Origin of the sequence: Bradyrhizobium forestalis (genome assembly GCF_002795245.1) — a bacterium.
GTDB classification, from domain to species: domain Bacteria; phylum Pseudomonadota; class Alphaproteobacteria; order Rhizobiales; family Xanthobacteraceae; genus Bradyrhizobium; species Bradyrhizobium forestalis.
On sequence record NZ_PGVG01000009.1, the window covers coordinates 217,988 to 232,039 of the forward strand.

General features: G+C 65.8%; 9 protein-coding genes and 1 pseudogene. 4 read left to right on the forward strand and 6 right to left on the reverse strand.

The genetic code is table 11. The features are described 5' to 3' along the window. Positions 1-66 precede the first annotated feature (66 nt). A complete protein-coding gene (locus tag CVM73_RS14025) occupies positions 67-1,437 on the reverse strand; it encodes a glutamate--cysteine ligase (RefSeq protein WP_100232557.1) in 1,371 nt (456 codons plus the stop codon). A gap of 101 nt (positions 1,438-1,538) precedes the next feature. Beyond that, positions 1,539-2,033, reverse strand: coding sequence for a MarR family winged helix-turn-helix transcriptional regulator (locus tag CVM73_RS14030; protein ID WP_100232558.1), 495 nt, complete (start codon positions 2,031-2,033; stop codon positions 1,539-1,541). Positions 2,034-2,159: 126 nt separating this feature from the next. On the opposite strand from CVM73_RS14030, the pseudogene CVM73_RS40925 reads away from it, so the two are divergent. Then, positions 2,160-2,480, forward strand: a pseudogene (locus CVM73_RS40925) (glutathione S-transferase N-terminal domain-containing protein); the annotation flags it as partial. Positions 2,481-2,658: 178 nt separating this feature from the next. Continuing rightward, on the forward strand, positions 2,659-2,967 hold the full coding sequence (locus CVM73_RS14040; protein WP_245452296.1) for a hypothetical protein: 309 nt from the start codon (positions 2,659-2,661) through the stop codon (positions 2,965-2,967). A 394-nt stretch (positions 2,968-3,361) separates the two neighbouring features. Here CVM73_RS14040 and CVM73_RS14045 read toward each other — a convergent pair whose 3' ends face one another. The 4 genes from CVM73_RS14045 to CVM73_RS14060 all read right to left on the reverse strand — a co-directional run bounded on the left by CVM73_RS14045 (position 3,362) and on the right by CVM73_RS14060 (position 9,309). Further along, positions 3,362-5,575, reverse strand: a complete 2,214-nt coding sequence (locus tag CVM73_RS14045) for an FAD-dependent oxidoreductase (protein ID WP_100232559.1) — start codon at positions 5,573-5,575, stop codon at positions 3,362-3,364. A 251-nt stretch (positions 5,576-5,826) separates the two neighbouring features. Beyond that, the gene (locus CVM73_RS14050; protein ID WP_100232560.1) at positions 5,827-7,035 is read right to left on the reverse strand and encodes an acetyl-CoA C-acetyltransferase; all 1,209 of its coding nucleotides are present in this window, start codon (positions 7,033-7,035) and stop codon (positions 5,827-5,829) included. Positions 7,036-7,090: 55 nt separating this feature from the next. Next, positions 7,091-8,881, reverse strand: coding sequence for an acyl-CoA dehydrogenase C-terminal domain-containing protein (locus CVM73_RS14055; protein WP_100232561.1), 1,791 nt, complete (start codon positions 8,879-8,881; stop codon positions 7,091-7,093). A 41-nt stretch (positions 8,882-8,922) separates the two neighbouring features. Beyond that, complete coding sequence (locus CVM73_RS14060) at positions 8,923-9,309, reverse strand: nuclear transport factor 2 family protein (RefSeq protein ID WP_100232562.1); 387 nt, start codon at positions 9,307-9,309, stop codon at positions 8,923-8,925. Positions 9,310-9,504: 195 nt separating this feature from the next. Here CVM73_RS14060 and CVM73_RS14065 point away from each other — a divergent pair, with 195 nt between their 5' ends. Both CVM73_RS14065 and CVM73_RS14070 read left to right on the forward strand, forming a co-directional pair. Continuing rightward, positions 9,505-10,092 carry a PadR family transcriptional regulator gene (locus CVM73_RS14065; RefSeq protein WP_100232563.1) on the forward strand — a complete coding sequence of 196 codons (588 nt, stop codon included), beginning with the start codon at positions 9,505-9,507 and terminating at the stop codon, positions 10,090-10,092. Between the two features lie 381 nt (positions 10,093-10,473). Beyond that, a complete protein-coding gene (locus CVM73_RS14070; RefSeq protein WP_167406825.1) occupies positions 10,474-13,863 on the forward strand; it encodes a tetratricopeptide repeat protein in 3,390 nt (1,129 codons plus the stop codon). The last annotated feature ends 189 nt before the right edge of the window (positions 13,864-14,052 follow it).

The following is a 14,052-nucleotide window of genomic DNA, read 5'->3' on the forward strand; positions in this document are numbered from 1 at the left end:
CGGTCATTTGATCGCCGCAAACCTGTATGGGCGATGAACGGCTCAAATCCTGATCGGGCTACCGATCTAGAACGCGTATTCCGCGTAGGCCGGTTCCACCGAGCCTTTCCAGGGACCGTTGAATTTCTCCAGCATCTCCTCGGCCGGCGTCCGGCCGGAATCGATGATGCGATCGAGCGGCTCGAGGTGCCGGGTCTCGTCGCGGCCAAGCTGGTCGATCCGGCCGCGGCGGCGCAGGCCGGCATGTGCCAGAACGAGGCACTCCTTGGCGATCTCGAACAGATAGCGATCCTTGATCCGCGCCTTGAAGCCGAAGCGCGGCACGTCGTCGCGCAAGGCCTGACGCTCATGCGCGCTCCAGTGCTTCACCATGTCCCAGGCGGCATCGAGCGACACATCGTCATAGAGCAGCCCGACCCAGAATGCCGGCAGCGCCGGCAGACGGCCCCACGGTCCGCCGTCGGAGCCGCGCATCTCGAGATAGCGCTTGAGCCGCACTTCCGGGAAGATCGTCGAGAGGTGGTTGGCCCAGTCCGACAGCGTCGGACGCTCGCCGGGAAGATTGTTGTTGCGGCCGTCGAAGAACGCGCGGAACGAGGAGCCCGACACGTCGATGTACTCCTCGTCGCGCTTGACGAAATACATGGGCACGTCGAGCGCGTAATCGACATAGCGCTCGAACCCCATGCCGTCCTCGAACGCCCACGGCATCATGCCCGCGCGCGCGTTGTCGGTGTCGCGCCAGATCTCGGACCGGAAAGAGAGGAAGCCATTCGGCTTGCCCTCGGTGAACGGCGAATTGGCGAACAGCGCAGTCGCGACCGGCTGGAGCGCGAGCGACACGCGCAGCTTCTTGACCATGTCGGCTTCGGAGGAGAAGTCGAGATTGGTCTGCACCGTGCAGGTCCGGTACATCATGTCGAGGCCGTACTGACCGACCTTCGGCATGTAATTGGTCATGATCTTGTAGCGGCCCTTGGGCATCACCGGGATATCGGCGCGCGACCAGGACGGCGTCATGCCGAGCCCGAGGAAGCCGATGCCGAGCGGCGTTGCGATCTCGCGCACCTGTGCAAGGTGCGCCATCAACTCGCTCTGGGTCTGGTGCACGTTCTCGACCGGCGCGCCCGACAGCTCGAACTGTCCGCCCGGCTCGAGCGAGATCGCGCCGCCGCCGGTGACGTCGTAGAGGCCGATGATGTTGCCCCTCTCCATGATCGGCTCCCAGCCGAGCAGGAGCTTCATGCCTTCGAGCAGCGCACCGATGCCGCGCGCGCCCTCGTAAGGCACCGGACGGTGGCCGTCGAGCGTGAACGGCGTCTTCTCGTGCTCGGTGCCCAGGCGGAATTCGGACGGGGCCTTGCAGCCGGCCTCGAACCACGCGACGAGCTCGTCGCGTGATTGCAGTGGCGTCATATCGATCTGGTCTCGCGCCATATCAAACTCTATTCAAAAAGCGCTTCGACCGGACGCGCGCGGGTGACAGGGATGGTCCGCGAACCCCACCGGTTGCGCGGACGAGCGGGTTTGCCGCGCGATCATCGCGGCGGCATGCTTTCGTTGACGCCCGCGGGCGGCAGTTTCATCTCGCCGCACGAGCAGCCCAGGCGGTCGAGCAGACCGCTGAGCTTGACGGCGTCGGCATCCGACAGTTTCGAACCGACATATTTCTCGATCGCAGCCGAATAGGCGCCCCACATCCGCTTCTGCAGCTCGCGGCCGGCTTCCGTGATCTCGACGAACTGGCCGCGCTTGTCGATCTTGCATTCGCGCCGCGAGGCGAGGCCCTCATCGACCAGGCGGTCGATCAGCCGCGAGGTAGAATATTGCGGGATCAGCATCTGCCGCTCGAGTTCCACCGGCCGCAGCTCGCCCGAGGGCGCCCGCGACAATTCGAGCAGCGCGTCATACCAGGCCAGCGGTGGGAAGCCGGCCTTCTTCAAGTCCTGCTCGACGCAATCGAGCACGCGGCTCTGCACCCGCATCAGGCGAATCCAGGCGGCTGTTGCCTCGGTCGATGGTTTGCGTTTCATGGTCCCGCTCAAGCTCGTCGCCCGTCTCTTACTCCATTCGATGCACCTGCATCAATCTTGACTATTTCAAGCAGGTGCATGTAATCGTTCTTTCGGCCGAACCAAGCATCAGGCGGAGGAAATTCCGTGAAACCGTACGCTTCGCCCGGTGCCTGCCCGCTGTCCCCACATCGCGCTCCTGGAAGCTGGCCTGCCCGATGAGCCGGTCGAGGTCGAATCGGCGCCAAGAGGCTCGAAGATGGTGAGGATTATCTGAAGCTGAACCCCTGGGGGCCAGGTCCCTGCGCTGGGCCTCGACAGCGATGAGATCGTGACCGAAGGCCCCGTGATTGTCCAGCCGATCGCCGATCAGGCCTCAACCGAGGCGCCGGTGCCGGCCCGCGACAGTTCCGGGCACCTCAAGCTGAATTTCCCCACTCCGAGATGCGCAAGAGCTTCGGTCCACTTTCATTCGCCAAATCCGAAGATTCGAGACGCACTGACGTCAATTTTACGAGCATTGTCGGGGTTAACAATACTTCCGCGTTGTGCACTCCGCGGGCGTCGCCATCCTTGTGAGAGCAATCCACTTGGCTCAGCTTCAGCGCGCGGAACACGACACAGACCGCTGGACCGGGACGCTATTGTGACGACTGTACTCCTCCTCCTGCTCGCGAGCGCGATCACTGGCTTGGCGACGGGGCTATTCTTCCGAGTCTGGACTCTGTTGCTGGTCTCGCCGGCGACCGCGATCCTTGCCGCGACGGTTCTTCAGACCTCAGGCTTTGGATTTTGGACAGGCGTTCCAATCGTCGTCGGCTGCCTGATTGCCGGCCAGGTCGCCTATTTGGCGGCGACGTTCTACGTCCACAGAGGGGAGCTTTCAGTGCAGGACGAGATCGACGGCGAACCAGGCAAGCACGGCCAGCGCCATATCAAGGACGAGGACGAGTAGGACCAGGCCGACCCACGAAGGAATTTTTCTGCGCCGCCGGAGGGGCCTACGGCGCGGCCACGGCCGACCCAGCAGCAACAGGGGGGCGTATCTTACTGCAACGCCGGCTGCGCTGTCTTGAAACACCGTGGGGATCATTGCGGGACACCTTCAATGCCAATGGGCCATCCGGTGGATCATCAGCAAGTGCGGTGCCAGGGCCGAGCGAGCGTGGTTGGGCGGGGATTGGGGACTGGTGTGAGACGGAAGCACATCAACCGGCCGCGGCGACGAAGGCAGCTGGAAGGCCAGCCTCGCCGACGAGACCGTATCGGGCCGCGCATTCTCGCCGTTCGGAGATGGGAAATAAAAAAAGCCGGATCGACGATCCGGCTTTTTTCTACGTAGGCTTCTCTTAGGCCGCGGCTTTCTTCGGCGCGAAGCGGCCGTAGAACGTCTCGCCCTTGGCCGCCATCTCCTCGAGCAGTTTCGGTGGGGTGAAGCGCGAGCCGTATTTGGCTTCGAGCTTGTGGCAGAGCTCGACGAATTTCTTCGTGCCCATGAAGTCGATATAGGACAGCGTGCCGCCGGTGAACGGGGCGAAGCCGAAGCCGAGGATCGAGCCGACATCCGCCTCGCGCGGATCGGTGATGACGTGATCCTCCACCGTGCGGGCCGCTTCCACCGCCTGCACCACCAGGAAGCGCTGCTTCAGCTCCTCGATGTCGAGCGTATCAGGGTCGAGCTGCTTCGGCTGCAGCGCGGAGAGACCCGGCCACAGGCTCTTCTGGCCCTTGCCCTTCTCGGGGTAATCGTAGAAGCCCTTGCTGTTCTTGCGGCCGAGCCGGCCCTGCTTCTCGACCAGCTCCACCATCAGCTTCTTCTGCTCGGGGTTGATGGCGTTGGGGCCGAGATCGGCTTCGGTCGCCCTCATGATCTTCAGACCAAGGTCGAGCGCGACTTCATCCGAGAGCGAAAGCGGACCGACCGGCATGCCGGCCATCTTGGCGCAGTTCTCGATCATCGCCGGCGGCACGCCCTCCAGGAACATCTCGTTGCCTTCGGCGACGTAGCGACCGACGCAGCGGTTGGCGAAGAAGCCTCTGGAGTCGTTGACGACGATCGGCGTCTTGCCGATCTGGCGGACGTAGTCGAGCGCGGTCGCGAGCGCGACATCGCCGGTGTTCTTGCCGAGGATGATCTCGACCAGCATCATCTTCTCGACCGGCGAGAAGAAGTGGATGCCGATGAACTTGCCCTGGTCCTTGAAGCTCTCGGCCAGCGAGGTGATCGGCAGCGTCGAGGTGTTCGACGCGAAGATCACGTCGGGCTTGAGGTACTGCTGCGCCTTGGCGAAGGTGTCCGCCTTGACCTTGCGGTCCTCGAACACGGCCTCGATGACGAGGTCGACGTCCTTGAGCGCGGCATAGTCGGCCGTCTGCGTGATGCGCGCGAGCAGGGCTTCGGCATCCGCCGGCTTGGCGCGGCCCTTCTTGATCTGGTCCTCGATCACCTTCTGCGCATGCGCCTTGCCCTTGTCGGCGCTCTCCTGGTCGCGGTCGATCAGGACGACGTCGAGGCCGGCACGAGCCGAGACGTAGCCGACGCTGGCGCCCATGAAGCCGGCGCCGATCACGGCGATCTTCTTCACCTTGGTCGCGGGAACGTCCTTCGGACGGCGCGCGCCCTTGTTGAGCTCCTGCATCGACAGGAACAGGCTGCGGATCATCGCGGCCGCTTCCTTCGAACGCAGCACCGAGGTGAAGTAGCGCGACTCCACCCGAAGCGCCGCGTCGATCGGCAGCTGCAGGCCTTCATAGACGCAGCTCATGATCGCGCGCGCGGCCGGGTAGTTGTCGTAGGTCTCGCGGCGATAGATGGCGTTGCCGGCCGGGAACATCATCATGCCGGCCTTGGAGAACACCGGGCCGCCCGGGAGCTTGAAGCCCTTCTCGTCCCAGGGCGCGACCGCCTTGCCGCCGCCATTGATCCAGTCCTTCGCGGCCTTGATGAGATCGGCAGCGGGAACGATGGCGTGAATGAGGTTCAGCGCCTTGGCCTTCTCGACCGTGACAGGATCGCCCTTGAGCAGGATGGTCATCGCATCCTGCGGCGGCACCAGGCGCGGCACGCGCTGCGTGCCGCCGGCGCCCGGGAACAGGCCGACCTTGACCTCGGGCAGGCCGAGCCGGGTCTTGGGGTTCTCAGCAGCGACACGATAGTGACAGCACAGCGTGATCTCGAAACCGCCGCCGAGCGCGAGGCCGTTGATCGCAGCCGCCCACGGCTTGCCTGACGTCTCGATCGAGCGGAGCACCTGCGAGAAGCGGCGGCTCTGGTCGAACAGCATCTGGTTCGCCGCGGTCTCGCCCTGCTCCTTGAACACCTTTGCGTAGGCCTGGTTCATGCCCTCGAGCATGGAGAGATCGGCGCCGGCGCAGAACGCTTCCTTGGCCGAGGTGATGACGACGCCCTTCACCGCGGCATCTGCGGTGGTCGCCTTGACGATCGCCTCGAGCTCGTTGGTCGAGGTCTCGTCGAGCACGTTCATCGAACGGCCCGGGATGTCCCAGGTGACGAGCGCGATGCCGTCTGCGTCGGTCTCAACCTTGAAGTTCTTGTAAGACATGTTGGTTGCTCCTCGGTGCCGCAGCCGATGTCAGGCGCGGCGGTTGATCGGGATCTCGTCTTACCCTCTCCCCTTGTGGGAGAGGGCATAGGCGGCCTTCGGCCGCCGTCTTTAAGAGACGCCGATGCTGCGCATCGGCTATCGCGAAGCGAGGGGGTGAGAGGTCTGCATCCGCGGAGACAGACCCACCCGGCTCGAACCCGCTTCGCGTGTTCGCGCCACCCTCTCCCACAAGGGGAGAGGGTAAGAAGTCACACCCGCTCGATGATGGTCGCGGTGCCCATGCCGCCGCCGATGCACAGCGTGACGAGGGCGGTGGACTTGTTGGTGCGCTCGAGCTCGTCGAGCACGGTGCCCAAGATCATCGCGCCGGTCGCTCCCAACGGATGGCCGAGCGCGATCGCGCCGCCATTGACGTTGATCTTGGCGTTGTCGATGTCGAAGGCCTGGATGTAGCGCAGCACGACGGAGGCGAAGGCCTCGTTGAGCTCGAACAGGTCGATGTCCGACTTCTTCATGCCGGAGCGCGCGAACAGCTTCTCGGTGACGTCGACCGGACCGGTCAGCATCATCGCGGGCTCCGAGCCGATATTGGCGAAGGCGCGGATCTTTGCGCGCGGCTTCATGCCGTATTTCGCACCCGCCTCCTTGCTGCCGAGCAGCACCGCGCCGGCGCCGTCGACGATGCCCGACGAATTGCCGGCATGGTGCACGTAATTGACGCGCTCGATCTCCGGGTGCGACTGGATCGCGACGCCGTCGAAGCCGCCCATCTGCGCCATCATCGTGAACGACGGCTGCAGCTGCGCCAGCGACTGCATCGTCGTCGAGGGCCGCATATGCTCGTCCTTGGCGAGGATGGTGAGGCCGTTGATGTCCTTCACCGGCACCACCGACTTGTTGAAGCGGCCCTCGTCCCAGGCCTTGCCGGCACGCTGCTGGCTCTGCACCGCATAGGCATCGACGTCGTCGCGTGAGAAGCCGTATTTGGTCGCGATCAGATCGGCCGACACACCCTGCGGCATGAAATAGGCCGGCACTGCGATCGAGGGGTCCACCGGCCAGGCGCCGCCGGAGGCGCCGATGCCGACGCGGCTCATCGATTCGGCGCCGCCGCCGATCACGAGCTCATGCTGGCCGCTCATGATCTGCGCCGCGGCGAAGTTCACGGCATCGAGGCCGGAGGCGCAGAAGCGGCTGATCTGCACGCCGGGCACAGCGTCGCCGAGACCGGCCTTGAGCGCAGCGAAGCGCGCGATGTCGGAGCCGGCTTCACCGACGGGATCGACCACGCCGAGCACGACGTCGTCGACGGAGTCTTTCGGCAGGTTGTTGCGGTCCTTCAGTGCCTTCAGCGGCACGGTCGCGAGCGCGAGCGCGGTCACTTCGTGCAGCGCGCCGTCCGGCTTGCCGCGTCCGCGGGGGGTGCGGACGTGATCGTAGATGAATGCCTCAGGCATGACGCCCTCCTGATGTGATGTTCGATACGATTGGGAGCAGGCAGCGGAAGCAGGCTCAGAACGCTTCCGCCGGCAATTCCATGATGGTGGCGCAGCCGGACTGGATGCGCGCGAGATTGGCCGCGGTCTCCGGCAGCATCCGCTCCATGAAGAAACGCCCGGTGACGAGCTTGGTCGAGAGATAGGGCGTCGCCCCGCTCTCGGCAATCTTGGCATTCGTCACCTTGGCCATCTTCGCCCACATGTAGCCGAGCGCGACGAAGCCGAAGAGATGCAGGTAATCGGTCGCGGCTGCGCCGGCATTGTCCGGCTTCATCATCGCGTTCTGCATCAGCCAGGTGGTGGCCTGCTGGAGATGGCCGAGCGAGGTCGAGAGCGGGGTGATGAAGGGCTTCATCGCCTCGTCGCCGCCGTTCTCCTTGGCAAAGGCCATGACCTCGCCGAAGAAGGCCATGATGGCGCGGCCGCCGTCGCGCGGCAGCTTGCGGCCGACGAGGTCGAGCGCCTGGATGCCGTTGGCACCTTCATAGATCATCGCAATACGCGCATCGCGCACGAACTGCTCCATGCCCTGCTCGGCGATGTAGCCGTGGCCGCCATACATCTGCTGCGCCTGCACCGCGTTGGCGAAGCCGTAATCGGTGAGGAAGCCCTTCAGCACCGGCGTCATCAGGCCCATGTGATCGTCGGCGGCCTGGCGATCCCTAGGGTCTTCGGAGCGATGGGCGACGTCGCTCTTCAGCGCGGTCCACATCACGAAGGCGCGCGCGGCCTCGTTGAAGGCGCGGATCGAGAGCAGCGTGCGGCGGACGTCGGGATGCACGATGATCGGGTCGGCCGCCTTGTCCGGCGCCTTGGCACCGGTGAGCGCGCGGCCCTGGATGCGCTCGCGGGCATAGGCGACCGCGTTCTGATAGGCGACCTCGGACTGCGCGAGGCCCTGCACGGCGACGCCGAGCCGGGCCTCGTTCATCATCACGAACATGCCCTGCATGCCCTTGTTCTCTTCGCCGATCAGCCAGCCGGTGGCGTTGTCGTAGTTCATCACGCAGGTGGAATTGCCGTGGATGCCCATCTTGTGCTCGATCGATCCGCACACCACGCCATTGCGCTGCCCCACCGAACCGTCGGCGTTGACCAGGAATTTCGGCACCACGAACAGCGACACGCCCTTGATGCCGCCAGGTGCACCCTCGATGCGGGCGAGCACGAGGTGGATGATGTTGGAGGCCAAGTCATGCTCGCCGGCCGAGATGAAGATCTTGGTGCCCGTGATCTTGAAGCTGCCGTCGGCCTGGCGCACCGCCTTGGTGCGGAGCATGCCGAGGTCGGTGCCGCAATGCGGCTCGGTCAGGTTCATGGTGCCGGTCCATTCGCCGGCCACCATCTTGGGCACGTAGGTCTTCTTTTGCTCGGGCGTGCCGTGCACCAGCAGCGCCGCGGTCGCGCCCATGGTGAGGCCGCCATACATCGAGAACGCCATGTTGGCGGAGATCTGGAATTCGTTGACGGCTTGCGAGAGCGTCACCGGCAGGCCCTGGCCGCCGAACTCAGTCGGCGCCGACAGACCGAGCCAGCCGCCCTCGGCGACCTGCTTGAAGGCGTCCTTGAAGCCCTTTGGCGTGGTGACGCTGCCGTCGTCCGCGCGCTTGCAGCCTTCGAGATCGCCGACGCGGTTCAGCGGCTGCAGCACCTCTTCGGCGAGCTTGGCTGCTTCGCCGAGGATCGCCTCGCGGACGTCGCTCGACGCGTCGGAGAAGCCGGCGAGGTTGTCGTAGCGATCGATCTGGAAGACGTCGTTGAGCAGGAAGTTCACGTCTTCGACGGGGGCTTTATAGATCGGCATGGTGGTCTCCCGGCACGGGGCTTGAAATGATGATGTTGGGCTTATGATTGGGCGGCGGCAAGCTGCTCCGCCATCAGGCGGTGCAGCATGTTGATCGCCTTGAGCGGACGCACCATCACCTTGAAATGGGTGATGCGCCCCTCGGTATCGAAGCTGATGATGTCGACGCCGTTGATCTCGATGCCGTCGATGACATTCTTGAATTCGAGCACGGCGCCGCGCTCGTTCTTCCACTCACCGACATAGGTGAAGCCGGGGCCGCCGAGCACCTTCTCGGCGCTGGAGAGGTATTTGAAAGTGATGTCGCGGCCGCGCTGCGGCGTGTGCACGACGGGGCTTTCGAAGATGGCGTCAGGATGCAGCAGGTCCCAGAGCGCGGCGCGGTCGTGAGACTTCATGTAGGCGTACCAGGAATCGAGGCCGGTCATTCTCAGGTGCCTCCCTAGGGCAAGGGCAAAAAGTGCGAAAACAACCCCATGCACAGTAGCGCGAAGGTTGATTTCGCTGGTTTTTTCAGTCGGGCTTTGGCCCGCCTGCACGCTGCCTCATATGCACATTGACGCATATGCGCCGATGCGCATAAAGTCAAGCAACTTGGTCAGACTCGATAAGGGAGGCCGGTCATGGCGCTGGGCGACGCAATCCTCGCATGCCTGACGGAACGTCCGATGACGGGCTACGAGCTCGCCAAGACGTTCGATTCCTCGATCGGCTTCTTCTGGAAGGCCGACCACCAGCAGATCTACCGCGAGCTCTCCAAGCTGCGCGACCGCGGCCACATCCAGGGCCGCGAGGTCGTACAATCGGGCAAGCCCAACAAGCTGGTTTATACGCTCACCCCCGAGGGCAGAACAGCGCTGCGGCACTGGGCCGCGCGACCAAGCACGCCAGCCTCGACCAAGGACGACCTCCTGGTCCGCCTCCATGCGCTCGACAGCATCGACATCGAGCCGCTGCGCACCGACCTGATGGCCCGCCTGGAGCACCATCGCGACCGCCACGCCAACTACGAGCGCATCCTGAAGAAGCGCTTTCCGGACGGCACGGCGGAAGGAAGGCTCGATCTCGGCAACCTGCTCCTGCTCCGCTTGGGGGCCCGGCACGAGCAGATGGTGGCCGATTTCTGCGAGGAGGCGCTGGAAGCACTGTCCGCAATGAGCGGCAAGGCGACGGTGGTGCCGCTGGAGGATGGAAAGCGGGAGAAGGGTTAGGTGCTCTAGGCGCTGTCCCTAACGCCGCACGAGCTGCCGCAGTTTCCTCCGCTGTCATCGCCCGCGCAGGCGGGCGATCCAGTATTCCAGAGACGGCGCGGCTAGAACCGAGAAGCCGCGGCGTACTGGATGCCCCGCCTGCGCGGGGCATGACACCGGTTTTTGGGGCGCGCAGAGCGAGCCACAAAGCCAATCCACCGGTTCCCCCGCCCAACTTTAAGACAGCCGCGCCGCATTCCTTAACCCGTTATTTACCGTAACAGGAAAAAGTCGGTTTTCGAGGCAGACGACCCGCGCCAAATTCGATTGTCTTTGCAACCGGCACGCGTGGGGAGGCTGGAGGCGCCGGGTGGGGCGCCGGAGTCGGAACCGGACAGAGTCATGAATTCGCGCGTATCGTGGAGTGTTGACGGCATCGATCCATCCGTCCGGGAGCGGGCCGAAGCTGCTGCGCGCAGAGCCGGCATGTCACTCAACGACTGGCTGAACTCCACGCTCGGCGAGACGACCCCGCCGAACTTTCGCGGACCCTATGACCAGCGTCCGCAACACATGCCGAGCCAAGGACCCAGTCAGGAGAGCCGCGAAGTCGCCGACATCCACCAACGGCTCGACGCGATCACCCAGCAGATCGAACGGATTTCAAGGCCCGCGCCGCGCCAAGACTCTTCAAGACCAGATGTGTCGCGCGAGCAGGGCGTCGCGCGCCAGCTCAACGACGCGATCTCGCGGCTCGATGCACGCCTGTCGCAAATCTCCCGCCCGCAGCGACAACCGCAGCAGCCGCAGGCGTCACGTCCCGCTCCGGCCGACACGCGCCAGCACGAGGCCGATGCGGTCGAGCGCGCCGCCGCGCAGGTCTATCGCAGCTCACCACCCCTGAGCCCGGCTTCGTTCGACGTCGCCGTCGCCGAGATCACGGCGCGCCAGAGCGAGCTCGACGGTTTTGCGCCCAGGCAGATGCCGCCGCGGGCCGCGCCGTCGCTTGCGCCCGCGGCTCCTTACGCACCGCCCGCGCCCGCCTACGCGCCGCCGCAGCCGGGGCCGGATTTTTCCTCGCTCGAACGCCATCTGCTCAAGATCACGAGCCAGATCGAGTCGCTGCAGCGCCCTGATAATACCGAGCAGGCGATCGCGGCCTTCCGCAGCGAGCTGGCCGAAATCCGTGCCGCCATCACCGAGGCGATGCCGCGGCGCGCGATCGAATCGATCGAGAACGAGATCCGCTCGCTGCACCGTCGTATCGACGAGACCCGCTCCAACGGCACCGACGGCCAGGTTCTCTCAGGCATCGAGCGCGCGCTGTCCGACATCAAGCAGGTGCTGCGCACGCTGACGCCGGCCGAGCAGCTCACCGGCTATGACGAGGCGATCCGCAATCTCGGCGCCAAGCTCGATCTGATCCTGCGCGCCAATGACGATCCCTCGACCGTGCAGCAGCTCGAAGGCGCGATCTCCGCGCTGCGCGCCATCGTCTCCAACGTCGCGTCCAACGAGGCGCTGGCACGGCTGTCCGAAGACGTGCAGCTGCTGTCGACCAAGGTCGACCAGATCACCCGCGCCTCCGGCCACGGCGACAGTTTTGCGGTGCTGGAGCAGCGCATCGCAGCGCTCACCGCCGCGCTCGAAACCCGCGAGCGGCCGCAAGCCTCCGAGAGCACCGAGCATCTCGAAGCCGCGATCCGCGCGCTGTCGGACCGTTTCGACCGCATGCAGGTCGGCAACGACTCGGCCTCGACCTTCGCCCATCTCGAACAGCGCGTCTCCTATCTGCTGGAACGGATCGAAGCCGCCTCCGATCCGCGCAACGGCAATTTGAGCCGTGTCGAGGACGGGCTGCACGACATCCTCAGGCACCTGGAGCGGCAGCAGGCGACCTATGCGGCCCTCGCCGAGAGCCGCAATTCGGCGCCGCCTGTCGATTCCGGCGTGGTCGATCTCGTCAAGCGCGAGCTCTCCGACATCCGCTTCAGCCAGGCCGAGACCAACCGCAGCACCCAGGACTCGCTCGACGCCGTCCACAGCGCGCTTGGCCACGTCGTCGATCGGCTCTCGATGATCGAGGGCGATCTGCGCGCGGTGCGCACTGCGCCGCCGGCCCCTGCGCCGCAGCCAATGCCGATGGCCGCGCCGATGGAGCCGGCGCCGATGGCGCGCGAGCCGCGGCCGCAGCCACCGAAATACGATCCGAAGCCTGAGCTGCCCAATCCCGCTGCATCGCAAGCTGCACAGGCCGCCTTCGTCGCCGCGCCGCGCGAATTCCACGCTGCGACCCCGGCCGCCCCACCGCCGATGCCAGCGGCACCGCCCATTCCGCCGCGGGCGATCAGCGAGATCCTGGAGCCGCATACGGCGCCCGCGCGCGCTGCGATCGCGCCGGAATTGCCGCCGGATCATCCGCTCGAGCCGGGCACGCGGCCGGGCGGCCGCGTCGCCACGCCGTCGGAGCGCATCGCCGCCTCCGAGAGCGCGATCAGCGAAATTCCCGCAGCACCGAAGGAGCCGGTGTCGTCGTCGAGCTTCATCGCAGCCGCGCGTCGCGCCGCGCAGGCCGCCGCCGCGCAGCCGCCGGAAAAGCCCGCCCGCGGCGCCAAGGCAGCAATTGCCCGTGCCAAGGACAAGGGCCAGGAAGGCGCCTCGACCATCACCTCGAAGATCCGCTCGCTGCTGGTCGGCGCGAGCGTGGTCGTGATCGTGCTCGGCACCTTCAAGATGGCAATGAACCTGCTCGAAGGCGGCAGCGCGCCGCCGGCGCCGCAGGCGATGCAAAATATTCCGAGCGAGCCGGCACCGCAGGCCGCGCCACCGCCGGTCGAGACCACGCCCGCCACGCCCGAGCAGGTCACGCCGTCGATGACGTCGCCGACGCCGATCGGACGGCAATCCCAGAACAATGCCGCACCGGCCGCTCCTGCGCCCGGCCCGGCCAGCTCGGCCTCGGTTGAAATCCCGCCGGCTCCTGCCGCGGCCCCACCGCCGCCGGCCTCCAGCGACGTCACCGGCGCGCTGTCGGGCACGAGCCGCGCCAAGCTCGGCCTGGTCCAGGTCCCCCCGAGCGAGAGGCTGCCTGACGGCATCGGCGGCCCAGCCTTGCGCACCGCCGCGATGAAGGGCGATGCGACCGCAGCCTACGAGATCGGCCTGCGCTTTGCCGAAGGCAAGGGCGTCGCCACGAATTACGACGAAGCGGCGAAGTGGTACGACCGCGCGGCGCAGGCCGGCGTCGTCCCTGCGACCTTCCGCCTCGGCACGCTCTATGAAAAGGGCCTTGGCGTGAAGAAGGACGCCGACATCGCCCGCCGCTATTACACGCAGGCCGCCGAGCGCGGCAACGCCAAGGCGATGCACAATCTCGCGGTGCTCGACGCCGATGGCGGCGGCCGCGGCGCCAACTACAAGAGCGCGGCACAGTGGTTCCGCAAAGCGGCCGATCGCGGTGTTGCCGACAGCCAGTTCAACCTCGGCATCCTCTATGCGCGCGGCATCGGCGTCGAGCAGAACCTCGCCGAATCCTACAAATGGTTCAGCCTGGCCGCCGCCCAGGGCGATGCGGATGCGGCCGGCAAGCGCGACGACGTCGCCAAGCGCCTCGACCCGCAATCGCTCGCCGCCGCCAAGCTCGCGATCCAGACGTTCAGCGCCGAGCCGCAGCCCGACGATGCCGTCAACGTCGCGACCCCGAACGGCGGCTGGGACAGCGCGCCGCAGGCGAGCGCCAAGCCCGCGCCGAAGGCTGTCGCCACCAAGCGCTCGGCGTCAGCGGCGCATTGATTGGGTTAGTACGCGCTTTCTCCTCTTGCTCTCGTCGTCGCCCGGCTTGACCGGGCGACCCAGGGCGACTTCAACCGGTCGTCGCAACACCTTGTGTATCGCTCACCCGCAGCAATTCGTCGAGAGTTTCTGCCGGTGTTTTCCAGCCCAGGGTCTTCCGAGGCCTGGTGTTGAGTGCAAGAGCGACGG

Bases quoted from the DNA above. Each gene is read 5' to 3' on its own strand.
- CVM73_RS14065 (WP_100232563.1), top strand. From the start codon at position 9,505: ATGGCGCTGGGCGACGCAATCCTCGCATGCCTGACGGAACGTCCGATG.
- CVM73_RS14070 (WP_167406825.1), top strand. From the start codon at position 10,474: ATGAATTCGCGCGTATCGTGGAGTGTTGACGGCATCGATCCATCCGTC.
- CVM73_RS14050 (WP_100232560.1), bottom strand. From the start codon at position 7,035: ATGCCTGAGGCATTCATCTACGATCACGTCCGCACCCCCCGCGGACGC.
- CVM73_RS14030 (WP_100232558.1), bottom strand. From the start codon at position 2,033: ATGAAACGCAAACCATCGACCGAGGCAACAGCCGCCTGGATTCGCCTG.
- CVM73_RS14060 (WP_100232562.1), bottom strand. From the start codon at position 9,309: ATGACCGGCCTCGATTCCTGGTACGCCTACATGAAGTCTCACGACCGC.
- CVM73_RS14025 (WP_100232557.1), bottom strand. From the start codon at position 1,437: ATGGCGCGAGACCAGATCGATATGACGCCACTGCAATCACGCGACGAG.
- CVM73_RS14045 (WP_100232559.1), bottom strand. From the start codon at position 5,575: ATGTCTTACAAGAACTTCAAGGTTGAGACCGACGCAGACGGCATCGCG.
- CVM73_RS14055 (WP_100232561.1), bottom strand. From the start codon at position 8,881: ATGCCGATCTATAAAGCCCCCGTCGAAGACGTGAACTTCCTGCTCAAC.